Genomic DNA, 17,942 nt, shown 5'->3' on the forward strand with positions numbered 1-17,942 from the left:
ACTAAGGCAAGTCGCCGGACAAACGCGGAAAGTCGCCGGACAACCACGGAAAGTCGCCGGACGAACGCAGAAAGTCGCCGGACAACCGCCGGAAGTTGCCGGATAACCGCGAAAAGTCGCCGGACAAACGCGGAAAGTCGCCGGACGAACGCGAAAAGTCGCCGGACAACCACGGAAAGTCGCCGGACGAACGCAGAAAGTCGCCGGACAACCACGGAAAGTCGCCGGACAACCGCCGGAAGTTGCCGGATAACCGCGAAAAGTTGCCGGATAACCGCGAAAAGCCGCCGGACAACCACGGAAAGTCGCCGGACGAACGCGAAAAGTCGCCGGACAACCACGGAAAGTCGCCGGACAAACGGGAAAAGTCGCCGGACGAACGCGGAAAGTCGCCGGACAACTCAGACCGCACCCGCACCCCGATCTCACAACGATTGACTTGTCACAATAATGCCTAAGACAATCAACCCGAGCCCAGCAATTTTCTGGACATTAACTGGTTCCTGAAAAAGAAAAACGGATAGCAGGAAAACCAAAACAAACGACAGGCTCATGAATGGATATGCATAGCTAATATCAAATTTAGTCATTGCCGCCATCCAGAATAGGGAAGCGACAAACGCGGAAAGAAAACCGGATAAGATGACAGGGTCAAGTAACAGCCGTAAAAGAAAAAGTAGTTTATCTACCCCTGATTCAGGGAGATTCCCAGCCCGATCAATTTTCCATTTTAAAATCAGTTGTCCATAAACGGTAAAAAATATGGTCCCAAAAATATATGCATATCCCATTGCTACACTTCCATTGGCTTCGTACCATTTAATTTGTGGTAAACATCAACCGTATGTTTCAAGCGGAATCCAAGCGAATAGAATAGATTTAACGATGCCACATTCGCAGCTGAAATCGATGTCCGGAGCGTATCATGACCAAGGTTGAACTGTTCCTGACAGCCTTTGCTTGTGAATGCTTTTGCAAGACCTTTGTTGCGGAAATCCTTTTTTATACCGAGTAAAAGAACTTTGTCATCTTCATAGCCATAAAAACCAGCAAGTTCCTGTTCATAAAACAGCCCGAAAATCTGCTCTTTTTCATGTAAATCTTTTACCCAGTTTATATAACGTAAATCAGCAAGGGGTGATGGAATATTAAAATCGCGGTGGAATCGTCCATGGACAAAGGCTCCCCCGGCAATATCAAAAACATCCTGAGCCTGGTAATCCTTCGAAATCGATGTGCCGTCACGATCAAAGGGCATGAATTTTTCATGTTTACAAACTGGCTCGATCAATGTATCCATATAGTAAAAGCCGTGATTCAGCAACTTCTCAGGACTTTGTAAAGAGTCGATTTTAACAGTATAATGGCCCTCCTGCTGGTCGGTTTCTGAAAGTGCCTCTTCCGTCAAAGACATAACTTCATATGTGTTAATAGAAAAATTCCGTTTATCCCACGGTGTAGGTCGCAAATGTTCTGTCATGCAATCAGCTCCCGTCATTCGTATCTTCCTCCAATACTTCAGTCGTTTGGCGGATCAAGTATAATGGTCTCCCTTTCGTTTCATTGAACACTTTTCCAAGATAGAGACCGAGTACGCCAATATTGAAAAAAATTAGTCCGCCGATAAAGTAAATGGAAACCATCACACTGGTCCAACCTTTTACTGGTACATCAAGGAAAAAATATCGGCCAACTAAAAACACCCCATACAGAAAGGACACAAGGGAGATGAAAAAGCCAAATTGAATCGATAGGCGTAGCGGTTTATTCGATTGGGAGATGATCGCATCTGTCCCAAGTGAAATCAGCTTTTTTAGATTATAGGATGTTTTCCCTGCTTTTCTTGCGTTATGTTCGACCTGAACTGTCCCTGTTCGATATCCCATCCACTGGATAAATAAAGGGAAGAAACGATTTTGTTCTCTCATTTGCCGAAAACTTTCTACAACCTTTTTTGAACTAATACTGAAATTGGCGATTGTACAGTCAGATGAACCGCCTGTAAAATAATCATACACACGATAAAAAAACTGCGATGATTTGCGCTTGAACCACCCGTCCTGTCGTTCGATGCGTTTACCAAAAACTACTTCATATCCCTCTTGCGCTTTGTTATACAGCTTAACAATTTCCTCAGGGCGATCTTGCAAATCACAATCCATCACGACAATCCAGTCCCCAGTTGTATGGTCAAGTCCTGCAGTGATCGCGTGGTGTTGCCCGAAATTTCGAGCAAGATCAATTCCTTTCACACGATCATCCTGTACACTTAATTGTTTAATGGCTTCCCAAGCATGATCTGGACTGGCATCATTGACTAAAATCATCTCAAGTCGGGCTGGAATCGACTCAATGGTAGCCGCAACGCGATTATATAAATCTGTTAGACATGATTGGCAACCATAAACAGGGACAACGACTGAGATTAAAGGGTTACTTTTTCCCATTGATTTACGTACCATGCGACTGTTTGTTTTAGACCAGATTCAAATGAAACGACAGGTTGCCAGCCTAATGATTGCCGAAGTTTTGTGTCGTCAACAGCATACCTACGATCATGCCCTTGACGATCTGTGGTAAACGAAATAAGTTCTTTAAAACTACGAATGGACGAATGTGCTTTGATTTCCGGTTTCAATTGATCCAGAATGTCGCAAATTTCCATTGCAATTGCGATATTCGTCCGTTCATTTCCCCCACCGATATTATATGTTTCTAGTCTATTTCCATGATGGTAGATAAGATCTAAAGCACGACAATGATCCGCCACATAGAGCCAGTCGCGGATATGCTGGCCATCACCGTAAATAGGGATCGGTTGTAAGGCTAGCGCGTTTGCGATGATTGTTGGAATTAGTTTCTCCTTGTGCTGTCTTGGCCCATAATTATTCGAACAGCTGGAGATAACGACATTCATCCCATAGGTAGAACCAAAGCTTTTGACAAGTAAATTGGCCCCTGCCTTTGACGCACTATAAGGATTGCGCGGATCATATGGTGTCTGTTCATGAAATTTACCTGTTGCACCGAGTGATCCGTAAACTTCATCAGTAGAAATATGATGGAATCGTTTTTCTTTGAGCATACCTTGGTTTCCCCATGCGTTTCGAGCTGCCTGCATAAGAACCGTCGTACCGATAACATTCGTTTCGACAAACTGTTTGGCATCCTGTATCGATCTATCGACATGGGATTCTGCGGCAAAATGGATGACGCCAGAAATATCAAAGTCAGTAAAAATTCTATCTATCAATGCTTCATCGGTAATGTCGCCGTTAATAAAATGATAGCCCTCATATTTTTCTGCTTCGTTTAAGTTTGCTGTTGATCCGGCATAAGTGAGTTTATCAATATTTAGTAGTTGTTTATCAGGATACTTTTCCAAATAGTACGTAATGAAATTAGATCCAATAAATCCCGCCCCACCAGTTACAAGCAATGTTGGTTTCTGTTTATTCATTTTCTACCAGTCCTAACATTGGATTCTGATCGATGGCTTCCCAGTATTGTTGTGTATGTTTACGTCCAGCGATTTCCAGTAAGTATTTTCCATAGTCATTCTTTTCCATCGATTTCCCTTTCTTCATTAGCATTTCATTATCGATATACCCCATGTAATAGGAAATTTCCTCCAAACAAGCGAGCTTGAACCCTTGGCGTTGCTGAATATTCTTTACAAATTCCGCCGCATCAAACAAAGAATCATGCGTCCCAGCATCCATCCAGGCGAACCCTCTTCCTAACAATTGAACGTCTAGTTCTCCTCGTTTTAAATATTCCTTGTTTAAGTCGGTAATTTCTAATTCTCCGCGTTTGGAGAAGCTGAGCTTTCTGGCAAAGTTAGCAGCCCGGTTATCATAAATATATAATCCTGTTACGGCAAAGTCTGAGCGTGGTTCTGTTGGTTTTTCTTCCAGTGAAACCACCTTTTGTTGATGGTCAAATTCGACTACACCAAATCGTTCTGGGTCCTTTACTCGATAGCCAAACACGGTTGCATGTTTATGGTGTTTGATTGCATTTCTCAGCAGAGTCGTAAACCCTTGCCCGTAAAAAACGTTATCACCAAGTATTAAGGTGACATCATCCTTTCCGATAAAATCCTCCGCAATCATAAATGCTTCTGGAATTCCATTTGGTTCAACCTGTTCTCCATATGAAAGCGAAATTCCAAGCTCTGACCCATCACCTAACAGTTGCTCAAATCGTGGCCTGTCAGCGGGGGTACTGATGATCATTATTTCTTTCATGTCAGCTAGCATTAATACAGATAATGGATAATAAATCATCGGCTTATCATAAACCGCCAACAGATGTTTATTAATGCTATTTGTACTTGGTGATAGTCTTGTTCCACTTCCACCAGCAAGTATGATGCCTTTCATGAATACCACCCCTTCGTTTCATCTGGTAAGTTTCATTTTTAAAATTGGGCATTCGCCATTTGATAAAACTTTTATTACGATTAAAGAGTATCTCTTACCAAGCTATTGCCTTTTTTTAGAAAAATAATCTTACAATTTTATTTCATTTTGATTAGGGGGATGTAAAAGTGGTAATTTGACTCTTATGACCGAATTTTTAAAATACCAAAATAATCGTGTGTGCTAGGAAAACCGTACGCACTGCAAATCTCTGTTCAAGGAGGTCGGGTTTAAAAACAATATAGGAAGAAAGTTGCAATTTCAAGAAATGACAGTGTTTTACACCAATAATCACTTGTAACTCCTCTCAAACATGCTACAATAATCTATAAATGTGATAAAATTCAGAAATTAACCGTTATTTAAAAATGATAGGATTTTGGGAGGATGCAATGATTCAGATTAATTTTCTAACCGCGGATCAAATTGCCACACGTATGGGAAACGCTTCGGACGCTATCCAACAAGCAACTTCCAACACCATTTCAAAAGACGAACGAACGACACTCACTGTGAATCAGAAAGCGCAAAAAACCAATCAACAAGCGTTGGAACTGGCGCAACAGTTTAATCAAGCCTTTCAACAAACCGTCCAAAATATTCAGTTGGCCTTAAAAGAATTTGAACGAACGGATATTGAACTTCAAAACAACTTCGAGCCATTGCTGCCCATAAACGACGCCGTTGAAGATATGAACACGTATAACAAAGCGAAGAATGGATGAATAAAGAATGAAAAACAGTGAGGAACAGATGCAACAAATTACAAATAAGCTGCAGCATGTAACTGAAAAACAATATCAGAACCAGCGTGCTTTGGCTGTACACGAACAAACAGAACAGGATTTTTTGAAATAAACAACCATACTCGGCGTTTGTTCCAACGGTTATTTGATGCGTGGCGTCTGGACAAAGGGTTATGGGCAGAGAATAAGAGAACCGAATCGGGAAGGCTTCGCTGAATACTATGGTCGTATTATGACACCAGATGATGAAAAGAAAGATAATGGAATAGAAAGCATTGAGCAATTTTTATATCAATCAAAACAACATATGGATGAAATGTTCAAATCTATGTCGACAGCAGGTGACGACTAATGAAGGGAATATTCTATTTTTTAGCAATATTCACGGTATGTTTAGCGGTAATTGGATGTCAAACATTTACAAAGAAAAATGGAGATGATGATGCAAATAGTCAGAAAATCAAAGATGAAGTAAATGAAGGAAATGGGGGAAAAGACATGAATGGGATTGATATTTATGATTTTGCTTTTATAAGGAAAGCACCAGACGCAAAAGAAAAACATCCATTGCAAGAGGTAATCAAAGTATACTTCAGCGATTGGAGCATATCTGAAATGAATGAAATAGCAATCGATGTTGCAAATAAAGAGATTTATAAAAATCCTTCGATGCGTAATCGTGGCCTCCGCTTTAATGATGGGACGGTTAAAATTAACAACGCCGAACAGGTAATGGAGATTTTAGAAAAGCATGACGTTCAAGAATGGAAGCAAGATTATACCTTTGAAGATCCTGCTACTTATCAGGATGGATACAGCTGGAATTTATGGCTGCAATTTGAGGATGGGACGGTTGAAAAATACGGAGGACAAGGAACGGATAAAGAAGATATTACACCTGGAAATTTTGATGAATTTGTTACGGATTGGAGCGAATTTGTAGATGAGAGACTGGGAGAGAAATAATTCTCTTCTAATCGTGTGTGCCAGGTACCCGAACTATTTTGAATTGTTTGGGTGCCTGGCACGCACTGCAAATGCCCAGAAATAAATGCAGGATAATTGATTAAGAGCAAATGAATCGATTATCCTTATTTTATGTATTATTTTAATTTTTACATAAAAAGGGGCTTTTCTAATGATCACGATTAACGATATCCATCAAGCACGAAAGCAAATCGCAGAAATTATTCACGAAACACCTATTATAAAATCACAACAGTTATCCGCTCTTTGTGGAAATGACATTTATTTAAAGGGAGAACATTTGCAGAAAACTGGGGCATTTAAAATTAGGGGAGCCACAAATAAAGTCAAGCAGGTTGTAAAGGATGGTGCAACATTTGTAACAGCCGCTTCATCTGGTAATCACGGTCAAGCTGTTGCATATATCGCTAATGAACTAGGAATATCTGCGACAATTGTTGTTCCTGAAGATGCAACATTGAGTAAAATTCAAGCGATCGAAGCATATAACGGAAAAATTGAAAAATGTGGATTCACTTCTGCAGAACGCCTTCCTCGTGCAAAAGAACTAGCCCAAAATGAAGGCGGAGTGTACATACCACCATACGATGATCCATATATTATTGCTGGCCAAGGCACTGTAGGTCTGGAAATTCTTGAACAACTGGACAATGTAGATGTTGTTGTCGTTCCGATCGGTGGAGGTGGGTTAATTTCCGGAATCCTAACGGCGATAAAAGAAACAAAACCTCATGTAAAAGTTATTGGAGTCGAACCGGAAATTGCTAATGATACATTTTTGTCATTGGAAAAAGGTGAAATTACAGCTATTTCAGAAACAAGAACCATTGCTGATGGACTCCGAACAAGTCAACCTGGTGATGTAACCTTTCCGATTGTTCAAAAGTATTTGGATAAATTGGTACTTGTCAGTGAAGAAGAAATTCGACACGCATTATTTTTCGTTCTCGAACGAATGAAACAGCTAATTGAACCTTCAAGCGCTGTAACAGTAGCTGCTGCAATGTCCGGTAAGTTGGGGATTAAAGACAAAAAGGTAGCATGTGTCCTTTCGGGTGGGAATGTAGATGTACGCAAACTTGGTGAGATTTTTCCAGAATAAAGTACGTCATAAAATAGGTCTTTTCATTCGGCGTAAATAGGTAGATTATATCTTTTGCAATGAAGTTAGTTTCAATACAATGGTAATAACATGATCGAACTTCTTTCAATCCTAGCTAAGGAGTGAGCCCATGACGCAAAAAATTGCTGTTGCGGTACTTCATGGAGCGGGAACACCTGAACAAAATTTTGCTGAAGAAATGATTAAAAAAATAACAGATGGTTTTACAAAAAAGTTTCATCAAGAAAATCTGGACCAGGAATTGGTATTTGAACCGGTATTTTGGTCGGCAGTATTTGAAGGAGAACAAGAAAAACTTTGGAACAGAGTACAAAAAGAGGCAGACTTGGATTACCATCGATTGCGACAATTCACGATTGAATTTCTTGCCGATGCTGTAGCCTATCAGCCAACTACGATAGGTGCGCAAAATTATGATAAGGTGCATGCTCTGCTTGCAGAATCGCTTTGTAAATTAAAGAAAAAGGCTGGTCCTGATGCGCCATTATGTGTGATAAGTCATAGTCTTGGCTCTATTGTTGCAAGTAATTACTTTTTTGATTTGCAGTTTAGGCGGGAAAAGATAGGGACGTGGACAAAACAATCGATGGAAAATTCTCCTTTAGAAAAAGGGGATACACTTACACTTTTTTACACGATGGGGAGTCCAATGGCATTGTGGTCTTTACGATATATTGATTTTGGCTCACCCATTTACGTTCCTTCGCCAGTGTTGAAAAATTATTACCCAACTGTTCAAGGAGAATGGCTTAATTTCTATGATAAAGATGACGTGCTTGCTTATCCATTAAAATCATTAAATGATACGTTCCAAACCCATGTCACAAAAGATGTTGCCGTGAATGTTGGTGGAATGTTTACAAGCTGGAATCCATTTTCACATAGTAAGTACAATACTGATAATGATGTACTGGAGCCAATTATCAATGGTTTGGTAAGGACATGGAAAGAAGTAAACAAATCTTAAAACACCACCATTCACCAGGAATAATACATGCTCATCGTTAAATGATAAGGTTGAACAGATTTCTGTTCCAAACCCCACGAGAGGTGATCAAACATGGCAAAAGACAACAACAATAATGATTTGTTAGTGCCTGGTGCGGAAAATGCAATGGATAACATGAAAGAAGAAATTGCAAATGAATTCGGAGTTCAGCCTGGAGCTGACACGACAGCACGTGAGAACGGATCGGTGGGTGGCGAAATGGTCAAACGAATGATCCAAATCGCCGAACAAAGTATGCAAAATCGTAACAAATAGACAGCATACGCAAAAAGAGGACTCAACCCGAGTCCTCTTTTTGTGTGGGACGTGGGGACAGGTTCCTTGTCCCAGTCATGATGAGTGGGTGGCAGGGCCTAAAAAGCTGATGTGGCACGGAAACAGCGAACTATTCCCAAAGAGAAAGAAGTGGGACACCTAACCTGTCCCCATGTCCCATATTTGTGATAAGATGGAATTATCAAACTTTATTAAGGGGGAATTGCTGTGGTAAATAATGGTCAGGTCATGAATGGGGCTGAGGAATTTTATTTTCCTGGGAATCAAACAGGGGTACTCGTGATTCATGGGTTTACAGGGTCAACACAAAGCATGCTTTTTTTAGGTGAACAGTTGGCTGAAGCTGGTTTTACTGTATTTGGTCCTAGGCTACCCGGGCATGGGACAACACCAGAAGATATGGAACAAGCAACATATCAAGATTGGATTGAAACGGTTGAAAATGGACTGAAAAAATTAAACGTTACATGTTCGGAAGTGTTTGTTACAGGATTATCAATGGGTGGAACACTGACATTATACTTGGCCGAACATCATCCAGAACTAAAGGGGATTATGCCGATTAATGCAGCAACACATATGCCAGAAATGAATGCTGCGTATAAGGATTTAGCCCCTACAGATACGAGGTTCATTGATGGAATTGGATCCGATATAAAGCAAGAAAACGTGGAAGAGCTCGCTTATGCTAAAACACCAGTGAAATCAATGAAAGAGCTTATGACCTTATCAGAACAGGTACGGAATAATTTAGGGAAAATAAAAATGCCCACACTTATTTTCTCATCAGTAGAGGATCATGTCGTACCACCAGAGAATTCACAAGAAATTTTTGAAACGATTTTAGCGGAGGATCGAAAACTTATTTCATTGGATAACAGCTATCATGTAGCAACACTCGATAATGACAAAGAACATATTGCTGAAAAATGCATTGAATTTGTTAAGGAAAAGAGTACGTTATAGGAGCGAAAAAATTCAACTTTAAGAGAGAAATTCAACACTAAATAGGGAGATTTTAGCATGAAACTAATCGATACACATTGCGATGTTTTATTAAAATTGCAAATGGCTAAAAGAGGACAAGCGTATGATATGGAACCCTTATCTTTTAAAGATTCAACCCAATTGGACAGTAACTTACAACGCTTAAAGCAAGGAAATGTCATGGTGCAGTTTTTTGCGATTTTTATCCATCCTGATGTACCGTCAGACGAAAAATGGCAACATGCATTGGAGCAAATTGATTTATTTTACTCCGAAGTACTTGGGAAAAACTCCGAAATGAAACATATTAAAAAATGGGATGACCTGGACAACCTCAAAGATGATGAAATTGGCGCAGTTCTAACATTAGAGGGAGCAGATGCTTTCGGAAATGACCTTATGAAACTACGACATCTCTACCGTTTGGGCGTTTTATCAATTGGGTTGACATGGAACAATGCCAACCTGTGTGCGGACGGTGCCGAGGAGCCTCGTGGCGGCGGCTTAACACTGCTTGGAAAAGAAGTCGTTACATATAACAATGAGCATCGTGTCTTCACTGATGTATCGCACGCTACTGTAAAGGGATTTTGGGACATTATCGAACTTGCAGATTATCCAATTGCCAGTCATTCCAATGCAAGGGCTATTTGTGACCACCCACGAAATTTATATGATGATCAAATAAAAGCGATGTTTGAAAAGAATGGGCTTATTCATGTTGTATTTCACCCACTTTTCACATCAGGCAATGAACAAAACGCAACCATTACAGACCTTTTGAAACACATTGACCATTTATGTTCCCTTGGCGGGGTTAAACAAATAGGCTTTGGTTCTGATTTTGATGGAATAAGCAGTTATATTAAAGGCTTGGAAAATGCCGCCAACTATCAAAATGTCATCAATGAATTGTTGAAACATTACACAGAAGATCAGGTCCGAGGATTTGCCTCGCGAAATTTTTTGGAGCATCGACCGAACGTAGCAAAAAATCTTCGTTGACCCCGCTGTTTAATAGTAGCCAAAGTGATTTACTGTCTATATAATTATGCCGATTTGAAATAAAAAGACTGTTGACAGCGTTTTCAGATTGATTTACAATAACGAATAACAAGTTAATCACGTGGTGGAGAATTGGAGACTCACATTTCGGTAATACTTTCCCTAGGGAAGGTGTGTACGGAAGTGTGGGTCTTTTTCTATTCGCAAAAGTTTCTTGTTATTGTAAATAGGTTATAAATAGAGCAGAGGGGTGTATAAGATGTCTGAGTTTTTGGCTGAATTAATCGGAACAATGATTCTGATTATTTTAGGTGGAGGAGTTGTTGGTGGTGTAGTTCTAAAAGGGTCCAAAGCAGAGGGATCTGACTGGATCGTTGTTACGGTTGGTTGGGGTCTTGCCGTTGCGATGGGGGTATATGCGGTTGGTAATTTTACCGGTGCCCATATTAATCCAGCCGTGACTTTAGGATTCGCTGCCGCTGGAGATTTCCCATGGTCAAAAGTTCCAATGTATATAAGTGCACAACTAATTGGGGCAATTATTGGTGCGGCTATTGTCTTTTTGAATTATTTACCACATTGGAAGGAAACAAAGGATCAGGCGGCAAAGCTAGGCGTATTTGCTACAGATCCAGCTATTCGCAGTCCATTTTCCAACCTGGTTAGTGAAATTATCGGCACATTCGTCTTGTTAATGGGGCTTATGTTTATTGGTGCCAACGAATTTACAGAAGGGTTAAACCCATTAATTGTTGGAGCATTGATTATAGCGATCGGTTTGTCATTAGGGGGAGCGACTGGATATGCGATTAACCCAGCGCGTGACCTTGGACCGAGAATTGCACATGCGCTTCTTCCGATACCAGGAAAAGGTGGATCAGATTGGAGTTATGCTTGGATCCCAGTCGTTGGACCAATCATAGGCGGAATTTACGGCGCTGTTTTTTACAAAGCGATATTTGAAGGTGAATTTTCCGCATTCTTTTGGGTGCTAAGTGTCATTATTGCTGTAATTTTGATTGGTGCAGCTAGTTCTGAATTAACAAAAGGGAGAACGAAAGCTGACAAATTAGAAGAAAACATAAATTAGGGGGAAACGATAATGAAGAAACAATTTATTTTATCATTGGATCAAGGGACAACAAGTTCAAGGGCCATTCTGTTTGATCAAAGTGGAGCAATCGTCGAAACAGCCCAGAAAGAATTTGAGCAATTTTTTCAGCATCCAGGTTGGGTTGAGCACGATGCCAATGAAATATGGAATTCGGTTTTAGCTTGTGTCGCGGAAGTGCTACGAAAGGCGGACGTTGATCCAAGTCAGATTGCTGGTATTGGGATAACAAATCAACGGGAAACAGCGGTCGTTTGGGACAAAAATACCGGGAAGCCGATCTATAAAGCGATTGTTTGGCAATCTCGTCAAACCGAGGAAATTTGTAAAGACTTGCGTGAAAAGGGTTACAACGACTTATTCAGAGAAAAAACGGGATTGTTACTTGACCCGTATTTTTCTGGTACAAAAGTAAAATGGATTCTTGACAATGTAGAGGGCGCAAGAGAGCAAGCGGATAATGGTGATTTGTTGTTTGGAACTATGGATACATGGCTTGTTTATAAGCTGTCGGGTGGAAAAAAGCATATTACCGATTATTCAAATGCATCTCGCACATTAATGTTTAATATTTATGATCTGAAATGGGATGATGAATTACTTGATATTTTATCCGTTCCAAAAAGTATGCTTCCTGAAGTACGGCAATCGTCTGAAGTTTACGCGAATACCGTTGACTATCACTTCTTTGGGCATGAGGTACCGATTGCAGGAATTGCCGGTGACCAACAAGCAGCACTATTCGGTCAGGCTTGCTTTAACGAAGGAATGGCGAAAAACACGTATGGAACAGGCTGCTTTATGTTGATGAACACGGGAGAAAAAGGTGTGAAATCAGAGAATGGGTTACTAACAACATTGGCCTGGGGAGTCGATGGAAAAGTAGAGTATGCACTAGAGGGTAGTATTTTTGTAGCTGGTTCCGCAATTCAGTGGCTACGTGACGGTTTGAAAGTTATTGAAGACGCACCACAAAGTGAAGATTTTGCCACCAAAGTTGATTCAACGGACGGCGTCTACATGGTACCGGCATTTGTCGGACTCGGAACACCGTATTGGGATAGTGAGGCAAGAGGTGCTGTTCTTGGCTTAACACGTGGAACGAGCAAGGAACATTTTATCCGTGCAACACTCGAGTCATTGGCTTATCAAACAAAAGATGTACTAAACGCGATGATTGCGGATTCCGGAATTGATTTGAAAACGTTACGCGTTGATGGTGGCGCAGTGAAAAATAACTTCCTTATGCAATTCCAAAGTGATATGTTAGGAGTGCCGGTTGAACGGCCAGTTGTCCAAGAAACAACTGCATTAGGTGCAGCCTATCTTGCGGGATTAGCTGTTGGTTATTGGAAAGATAAAGACGAAATCGCCAAACAATGGCAAATTGAAAAGACGTTTAAAAACGAGATGGAAAAGGAAAAAAGAAATGAACGATATGACGGATGGAAAAAGGCCGTGGCAGCAACACGAGCTTTTAAGTAATTCGTGTTATGCTAAATAAGAAGGAGATAAGAGGCCAACTGCAAAAGTTGGTCTCTCTTTAAAAGGAAAAATATGTGGGATGGAGTGATAGTGGATGAAAAAAATCATTAATGATCCAGAACAAGTAGTACAAGATATGATCAAGGGTTTGATTGCAGCACATCCTGACATTATGAAAAATTTACCAGGTACAACCGTAATCGCCCAAAAAGATGTTCCAATTGCAAACAAGGTTGGACTTGTCAGCGGTGGCGGTAGTGGACATGAACCGGCACATGCAGGGTATGTTGGAAAAGGAATGCTTGATGCTGCAGTAGCTGGGGAAGTTTTCACCTCGCCAACACCAGATCAGGTTCTTGAAGCAATCAAAGCAGTCGATGGTGGTGCCGGGGTATTACTAATTATTAAAAATTATACTGGTGATGTTCTGAATTTTGAAATGGCTGCTGAAATGGCAGAAGCAGAAGGAATTCAAGTAGAAAAAGTCGTTGTAAATGATGATGTGGCTGTGGAGGATAGTTCGTTTACTTCCGGCCGCCGCGGTATAGCAGGAACGGTTTTCGTGCATAAAATAGCTGGTGCAATCGCTGAAAAAGGTGGATCACTAGAAGAGGTAAAAGCTGTTGCTGAAAAAGTGGTAGCGAATGTTCGATCGATGGGAATGGCAACTAGTCCTTGCATTGTCCCTGCTTCAGGAAAACCAAGCTTTGAACTTGCTGATGACGAGATGGAAGTCGGAATTGGGATTCATGGCGAGCCTGGAATCGAGCGGAAAAAAATGGGTTCTGCAGACGAAATCGCAATCACACTTACGGAAAAAATTTTAGCTGACATTGACTTTACGGGCAGTGATGTAACGGTGATGGTAAACGGATTAGGCTCTACACCGGAAATGGAACTATACATTCTAAATCATAAAGTACAAGCAATACTAGCGGAAAAAGGAATACATGTATACAAAACATTTGTCGGTGAGTATATGACAGCATTAGAAATGGCTGGATGTTCCGTGACGTTATTGAAACTAGACGATGAGCTCAAAACACTACTAGATGCACCGTCAAGTGCTCCAGCTTTTCATATTTAACAGAAGGGGGTATGATCGTGGACGTTTTTCAAATTGAACATGCACATAAATGGATGAAACATACAAACGAAAAGATACAAACAAATAAGGAGTATTTAACAGAGCTTGATCAAGCAATAGGCGACGGGGATCATGGGATTAATATGGCTCGTGGGTTCCAAGAAGTGGTAAATAAGTTGAATGGTGAAACATATGAGCATGTAGCAGATGTGATGAAGGATGTAGCGATGACGTTAATGTCTAAAGTGGGCGGTGCAGCTGGTCCATTGTATGGTACAGCATTTTTAAAAATGTCCATGGCTTTTAAGGGACAGGACATCGATTATCGCGTTTTTTCTAAAGGCATGGAGCATGCAGTTGATGGCGTGAAACAGCGAGGCAAAGCAGAAGTTGGCGAGAAAACACTTATCGATGTCTGGTCATCTGTAGCAGAAAAACTTCAGGAAACAGATGCGTTTGATGGTAATTTAATTCGTGAAACGGCAAAATCAGCAATGGAAAGAACGAAGGAAACTATGGCAACAAAAGGCAGAGCAGCTTATCTAAAGGAACGTTCCATCGGGCATTTGGATCCTGGCTCTGTTTCCTCATTTTATTTGTTCGATACCTTAGCCGGAATTGTCGATGAAAGGGCGTGAAAAAATGGCTTATACGGGAATTGTGCTAATATCGCATAGCCCAAAGGTAGTTGAAGGTATAAAGGATTTAATTAGACAAGTGAATCAGGATGTTCCAATTGAACTAGCTGGGGGAACCGATGATGGCGAAATTGGGACCAGCGTTGAAAAAATCCAAGGGGCAATTGACCGGGCAGATAATGGTGACGGCGTATTACTGATGTATGACCTGGGCAGTGCCAAGATGAATGCGGAGATGGTTGTAGAAATGGCTGAGAAAGAAACGATAAAAATTGCGGAGGCACCATTGCTGGAAGGGGCGTATGTTGCTGCAGTTGAAGCAGGCATGGGAAAAACGGTTGATGACATAATCGCTGCACTTAAACGAAATTTTTAGGGTGTTAATGGCTGTACCATTCGTTATTTTGATTGGTCAGCCATTTTTTTGCGCTATGTACACGTCTAGACCTAACTTGGCGCTGACATACTTTTTAGGTTTCGAAATAGAGGGTTTTCTTGGTTGATGTAGAATTATTATAATATAACTGAAAATACTGGAATTTGGCTTTTTCAAAGGAGGAAATTTTCGTTGGAAGTACATCAATCAAATCCGCCAAACCCGGAACCACGGAAAAAGAGGCGTAATAAGAAAAAGATTGTTCTTTATATTGTAGGTGTTTTGCTTGCCTTAGGACTTGCTGTATTCTTTTTTATAAATACATACGTAAACAAGTCACTTCCACAACTGGAAGGGCAAATTGAGTTACCAAATTTACAACAAGAAGTAACCGTTATTACTGATGAGAATGGTGTACCACATATAAAAGCCGAAAATGAGCATGATTTATTTATGGCTCAAGGCTATATTCAAGCACAAGATCGAATGTTCCAGATGGAAATGTCAAGAAGGCAAGCTTCTGGCACACTCAGTGAAGTTGTTGGTGAAGCAGCAGTTGAACAGGACCAATATTTTCGGACACTTGGGTTAAGGAGAGCTGCTGAAAAATCGTATGATATCTATACAGAGGAATCAAAGCAAGTTTTGCAGTGGTTTACAGATGGGGTGAATGCATATATTAATGAGGCGAAAGAGGATAGTAGTTTACCAGTTGAATTTACTTTAATGGGATCAGAGCCGGCGGAATGGACACCAATCGATTCGCTAACAATTGGGAAGTATATGGCGTTTGACTTAGGTGGACATTGGGAAAGACAGGCCTTCAATTATTATGCATTACACAACTTTGATGAGGAAAAGGCCTATGAGTTATTTCCCAGCTATCCAGAATCAAAGCCTACCATTATAAATGAAACAGAAGTAGACGTTGCAAGCAGCTTTGAACATGCGGTTATTCCACATGCATTTAATGGCAGTAATAACTGGGTGGTTAGTGGGGAAAAAACAAAATCTGGGATGCCGTTATTGGCAGATGATCCACATTTAGGTTTGGCCACACCGTCTATTTGGTATCAGATGAATTTGGAAGCGGATGATATGAATGTAAGTGGAGTGATTTTTGCAGGAGTTCCAGGGATTATTTTGGGACATAATCAACATATTGCTTGGGGCGTGACCAACACAGGACCAGATGTACAACAATTGTATATTGAAAAACGCAATCCTGATAATCCAAATGAATTTTTGTTTGAGGATGATTGGGAACAGGCGGACGTGATTGATGAACCGATCAAAGTGAAAGATGGGGATACGATAGACTATCAGGTTTTCGAAACCCGACACGGTCCAATTGTCTCAGAATTTGCAGAGGAAAGTGGAAAGGATACTGTAATGTCATTGCGATGGACTGCACTAGATCCAACAACAGAACTTCAAGCTATCCTAAAAATGAACAAGGCTAAAAATTGGAATGAATTTGAAAAAGGTTTAGAAAATTTCTTAGCGCCAGCACAAAATTTTGTTTTTGCCGCGAAGGATGGGACAATTGCTTATAAAGCAAATGGTAATATTCCTATCTATGAAAATGGTGATGACGCCTTATTGCCATTGTCAGGCTGGGAAGAAGAAAATATCTGGCAGGGCTACATTCCATTTGATGAACTACCAACAGTCGTAAATCCAGATAAAGGGTTCATTGCTACAGCAAATAATAAGGTAGTCGGAGAACAATATCCCTACCATATAAGCAATGTGTGGGCCCAACCATATCGATATGAACGAATTGCAGAGGTATTGGCAGCCAACGATGACTTAACCGTTGAAGACATGCAAAATTTACAGATGGATCAAATGGATTTGCAAGCTCGGGAGTTTGTTCCAATGTTTGCAGAAGCATTGGAAGGTGTGGATATTTCTGATATGGAGTCAGAAGCGTTGAAGTTACTGGAAGAATGGGATTACAAAGATGATGTTCGTTATGCCCAACCATTAATTTTCCATACGTGGATGGATGAGATTGAGGAAGTATTGTATGATGATGAGATTCCAGAAAATATGATGGATCTATTTGGTAGCAGGGGTCAAACAACAGATGAGTTATTAAGAAAAGCCGCGAATGGGGAAGGCTCCATTTGGGTCGAGGATAATGGTGGCCTCGCAAAAGTGTTACATACATCGTTAACGAATACAATGAATCAATTGACATCGAGTTTTGGTGATGATTTATCCGAGTGGGAATGGGGGGAATATCACCAAGTCCAGTTTTACCACCCACTTTCAGATGTGAGTCCAGTCCTAGCATTCTTTTTTAATCGTGAGGATTCTATTCCCGTTGGTGGCAGCAGCGTGACACCAATGGCCGCGAGTTATGATGAATCTACTGGTGAAGTTGACCATGGTGCATCATGGCGATTTGTCATTGATACAAATGATATGACGTTAGGGTATCATACTGTTGGACCTGGGCAGTCGGGGCATTTTAAAAGTGAATGGTATCATGATCAAATGGATGATTGGGTCGAAGGGAATTACCATGAAACAAATATAGCCAGTAGTGAAGGGGAAGAATTGAAGCTAATTCCAACCGAATGATTTGGAATAATAACTTAATAATTTTGTACATCCCTTTCAAAAAAGTTTCGGCAATGCTATGATAATGTTTCGGAATTACTATTAAATGATTTTTTA

At 40.7% G+C, this 17,942-nt stretch carries 21 protein-coding genes; 15 read left to right on the forward strand and 6 right to left on the reverse strand.

Annotated elements, in window-relative coordinates:
- Position 1: 1 nt before the first annotated feature.
- From ACW2QC_RS04565 to rfbA, 6 genes are read right to left on the reverse strand one after another with little or no spacing between them, the layout of a single operon-like run.
- On the reverse strand, positions 2–412 hold the full coding sequence (locus tag ACW2QC_RS04565; protein ID WP_457542795.1) for a hypothetical protein: 411 nt from the start codon (positions 410–412) through the stop codon (positions 2–4).
- 13 nt (positions 413–425) lie between these two features.
- Positions 426–791 carry an EamA family transporter gene (locus ACW2QC_RS04570; protein WP_457542796.1) on the reverse strand — a complete coding sequence of 122 codons (366 nt, stop codon included), beginning with the start codon at positions 789–791 and terminating at the stop codon, positions 426–428.
- Positions 792–793: 2 nt separating this feature from the next.
- Entirely contained in the window at positions 794–1,498 is a 705-nt protein-coding gene (locus tag ACW2QC_RS04575; protein WP_457542797.1) for a GNAT family N-acetyltransferase, read from the reverse strand.
- Positions 1,485–2,447: a glycosyltransferase family 2 protein gene (locus ACW2QC_RS04580; protein ID WP_457542798.1), complete on the reverse strand. Its 963-nt coding sequence runs from the start codon at positions 2,445–2,447 to the stop codon at positions 1,485–1,487. The genes ACW2QC_RS04575 and ACW2QC_RS04580 overlap by 14 nt, the downstream gene beginning before the upstream one ends.
- The gene (gene rfbB / locus ACW2QC_RS04585; RefSeq protein WP_457542799.1) at positions 2,426–3,460 is read right to left on the reverse strand and encodes a dTDP-glucose 4,6-dehydratase; all 1,035 of its coding nucleotides are present in this window, start codon (positions 3,458–3,460) and stop codon (positions 2,426–2,428) included. The genes ACW2QC_RS04580 and rfbB overlap by 22 nt, the downstream gene beginning before the upstream one ends.
- Positions 3,453–4,385 (reverse strand): glucose-1-phosphate thymidylyltransferase RfbA, encoded by a 933-nt coding sequence (gene rfbA, locus ACW2QC_RS04590; RefSeq protein WP_457542800.1) that lies wholly within the window; start codon positions 4,383–4,385, stop codon positions 3,453–3,455. The genes rfbB and rfbA overlap by 8 nt, the downstream gene beginning before the upstream one ends.
- Positions 4,386–4,816: 431 nt before the next feature.
- Here rfbA and ACW2QC_RS04595 point away from each other — a divergent pair, with 431 nt between their 5' ends.
- The 15 genes from ACW2QC_RS04595 (at position 4,817) to ACW2QC_RS04665 (ending at position 17,846) form a co-directional block, all read left to right on the forward strand.
- Positions 4,817–5,149 (forward strand): TIGR04197 family type VII secretion effector, encoded by a 333-nt coding sequence (locus tag ACW2QC_RS04595; RefSeq protein WP_457542801.1) that lies wholly within the window; start codon positions 4,817–4,819, stop codon positions 5,147–5,149.
- Positions 5,150–5,156: 7 nt separating this feature from the next.
- A complete protein-coding gene (locus ACW2QC_RS04600; RefSeq protein ID WP_457542802.1) occupies positions 5,157–5,282 on the forward strand; it encodes a hypothetical protein in 126 nt (41 codons plus the stop codon).
- Positions 5,283–5,318: 36 nt separating this feature from the next.
- Complete coding sequence (locus ACW2QC_RS04605; protein WP_457542803.1) at positions 5,319–5,522, forward strand: hypothetical protein; 204 nt, start codon at positions 5,319–5,321, stop codon at positions 5,520–5,522.
- Positions 5,522–6,136, forward strand: coding sequence for a hypothetical protein (locus ACW2QC_RS04610; RefSeq protein ID WP_457542804.1), 615 nt, complete (start codon positions 5,522–5,524; stop codon positions 6,134–6,136). The genes ACW2QC_RS04605 and ACW2QC_RS04610 overlap by 1 nt, the downstream gene beginning before the upstream one ends.
- 172 nt (positions 6,137–6,308) lie before the next feature.
- A complete protein-coding gene (locus ACW2QC_RS04615; RefSeq protein WP_457542805.1) occupies positions 6,309–7,259 on the forward strand; it encodes a threonine ammonia-lyase in 951 nt (316 codons plus the stop codon).
- Positions 7,260–7,389: 130 nt separating this feature from the next.
- Positions 7,390–8,247, forward strand: a complete 858-nt coding sequence (locus tag ACW2QC_RS04620; protein WP_457542806.1) for a chemotaxis protein — start codon at positions 7,390–7,392, stop codon at positions 8,245–8,247.
- A gap of 93 nt (positions 8,248–8,340) precedes the next feature.
- The gene (locus ACW2QC_RS04625) at positions 8,341–8,544 is read left to right on the forward strand and encodes a small, acid-soluble spore protein, alpha/beta type (RefSeq protein ID WP_457542807.1); all 204 of its coding nucleotides are present in this window, start codon (positions 8,341–8,343) and stop codon (positions 8,542–8,544) included.
- A gap of 228 nt (positions 8,545–8,772) precedes the next feature.
- Positions 8,773–9,531: an alpha/beta hydrolase gene (locus ACW2QC_RS04630; RefSeq protein WP_457542808.1), complete on the forward strand. Its 759-nt coding sequence runs from the start codon at positions 8,773–8,775 to the stop codon at positions 9,529–9,531.
- Between the two features lie 57 nt (positions 9,532–9,588).
- On the forward strand, positions 9,589–10,557 hold the full coding sequence (locus ACW2QC_RS04635; RefSeq protein WP_457542809.1) for a dipeptidase: 969 nt from the start codon (positions 9,589–9,591) through the stop codon (positions 10,555–10,557).
- 259 nt (positions 10,558–10,816) lie between these two features.
- Positions 10,817–11,647: an MIP/aquaporin family protein gene (locus ACW2QC_RS04640; protein WP_457542810.1), complete on the forward strand. Its 831-nt coding sequence runs from the start codon at positions 10,817–10,819 to the stop codon at positions 11,645–11,647.
- Between the two features lie 12 nt (positions 11,648–11,659).
- Positions 11,660–13,153, forward strand: a complete 1,494-nt coding sequence (gene glpK, locus ACW2QC_RS04645) for a glycerol kinase GlpK (protein WP_457542811.1) — start codon at positions 11,660–11,662, stop codon at positions 13,151–13,153.
- A 94-nt stretch (positions 13,154–13,247) separates the two neighbouring features.
- Complete coding sequence (gene dhaK / locus ACW2QC_RS04650; protein WP_457542812.1) at positions 13,248–14,240, forward strand: dihydroxyacetone kinase subunit DhaK; 993 nt, start codon at positions 13,248–13,250, stop codon at positions 14,238–14,240.
- A gap of 11 nt (positions 14,241–14,251) precedes the next feature.
- Positions 14,252–14,878 (forward strand): dihydroxyacetone kinase subunit DhaL, encoded by a 627-nt coding sequence (gene dhaL / locus ACW2QC_RS04655; RefSeq protein WP_457542813.1) that lies wholly within the window; start codon positions 14,252–14,254, stop codon positions 14,876–14,878.
- A gap of 4 nt (positions 14,879–14,882) precedes the next feature.
- Entirely contained in the window at positions 14,883–15,254 is a 372-nt protein-coding gene (dhaM, locus tag ACW2QC_RS04660; protein WP_457542814.1) for a dihydroxyacetone kinase phosphoryl donor subunit DhaM, read from the forward strand.
- A gap of 192 nt (positions 15,255–15,446) precedes the next feature.
- The gene (locus ACW2QC_RS04665) at positions 15,447–17,846 is read left to right on the forward strand and encodes a penicillin acylase family protein (protein ID WP_457542815.1); all 2,400 of its coding nucleotides are present in this window, start codon (positions 15,447–15,449) and stop codon (positions 17,844–17,846) included.
- Positions 17,847–17,942 lie beyond the last annotated feature (96 nt).

The sequence above is a fragment of the Virgibacillus sp. FSP13 genome, assembly GCF_054048505.1.

Excerpts from the sequence above, each read along its gene's own strand:
- ACW2QC_RS04570 (WP_457542796.1), bottom strand. The coding sequence starts at position 791 with ATGGGATATGCATATATTTTTGGGACCATATTTTTTACCGTTTATGGA.
- ACW2QC_RS04575 (WP_457542797.1), bottom strand. The coding sequence starts at position 1,498 with ATGACGGGAGCTGATTGCATGACAGAACATTTGCGACCTACACCGTGG.
- ACW2QC_RS04580 (WP_457542798.1), bottom strand. The coding sequence starts at position 2,447 with ATGGGAAAAAGTAACCCTTTAATCTCAGTCGTTGTCCCTGTTTATGGT.
- rfbB (WP_457542799.1), bottom strand. The coding sequence starts at position 3,460 with ATGAATAAACAGAAACCAACATTGCTTGTAACTGGTGGGGCGGGATTT.
- rfbA (WP_457542800.1), bottom strand. The coding sequence starts at position 4,385 with ATGAAAGGCATCATACTTGCTGGTGGAAGTGGAACAAGACTATCACCA.
- ACW2QC_RS04595 (WP_457542801.1), top strand. The coding sequence starts at position 4,817 with ATGATTCAGATTAATTTTCTAACCGCGGATCAAATTGCCACACGTATG.
- ACW2QC_RS04600 (WP_457542802.1), top strand. The coding sequence starts at position 5,157 with ATGAAAAACAGTGAGGAACAGATGCAACAAATTACAAATAAGCTGCAG.
- ACW2QC_RS04605 (WP_457542803.1), top strand. The coding sequence starts at position 5,319 with ATGCGTGGCGTCTGGACAAAGGGTTATGGGCAGAGAATAAGAGAACCG.
- ACW2QC_RS04610 (WP_457542804.1), top strand. The coding sequence starts at position 5,522 with ATGAAGGGAATATTCTATTTTTTAGCAATATTCACGGTATGTTTAGCG.
- ACW2QC_RS04615 (WP_457542805.1), top strand. The coding sequence starts at position 6,309 with ATGATCACGATTAACGATATCCATCAAGCACGAAAGCAAATCGCAGAA.
- ACW2QC_RS04620 (WP_457542806.1), top strand. The coding sequence starts at position 7,390 with ATGACGCAAAAAATTGCTGTTGCGGTACTTCATGGAGCGGGAACACCT.
- ACW2QC_RS04625 (WP_457542807.1), top strand. The coding sequence starts at position 8,341 with ATGGCAAAAGACAACAACAATAATGATTTGTTAGTGCCTGGTGCGGAA.
- ACW2QC_RS04635 (WP_457542809.1), top strand. The coding sequence starts at position 9,589 with ATGAAACTAATCGATACACATTGCGATGTTTTATTAAAATTGCAAATG.
- ACW2QC_RS04640 (WP_457542810.1), top strand. The coding sequence starts at position 10,817 with ATGTCTGAGTTTTTGGCTGAATTAATCGGAACAATGATTCTGATTATT.
- glpK (WP_457542811.1), top strand. The coding sequence starts at position 11,660 with ATGAAGAAACAATTTATTTTATCATTGGATCAAGGGACAACAAGTTCA.
- dhaK (WP_457542812.1), top strand. The coding sequence starts at position 13,248 with ATGAAAAAAATCATTAATGATCCAGAACAAGTAGTACAAGATATGATC.
- dhaL (WP_457542813.1), top strand. The coding sequence starts at position 14,252 with ATGATCGTGGACGTTTTTCAAATTGAACATGCACATAAATGGATGAAA.
- dhaM (WP_457542814.1), top strand. The coding sequence starts at position 14,883 with ATGGCTTATACGGGAATTGTGCTAATATCGCATAGCCCAAAGGTAGTT.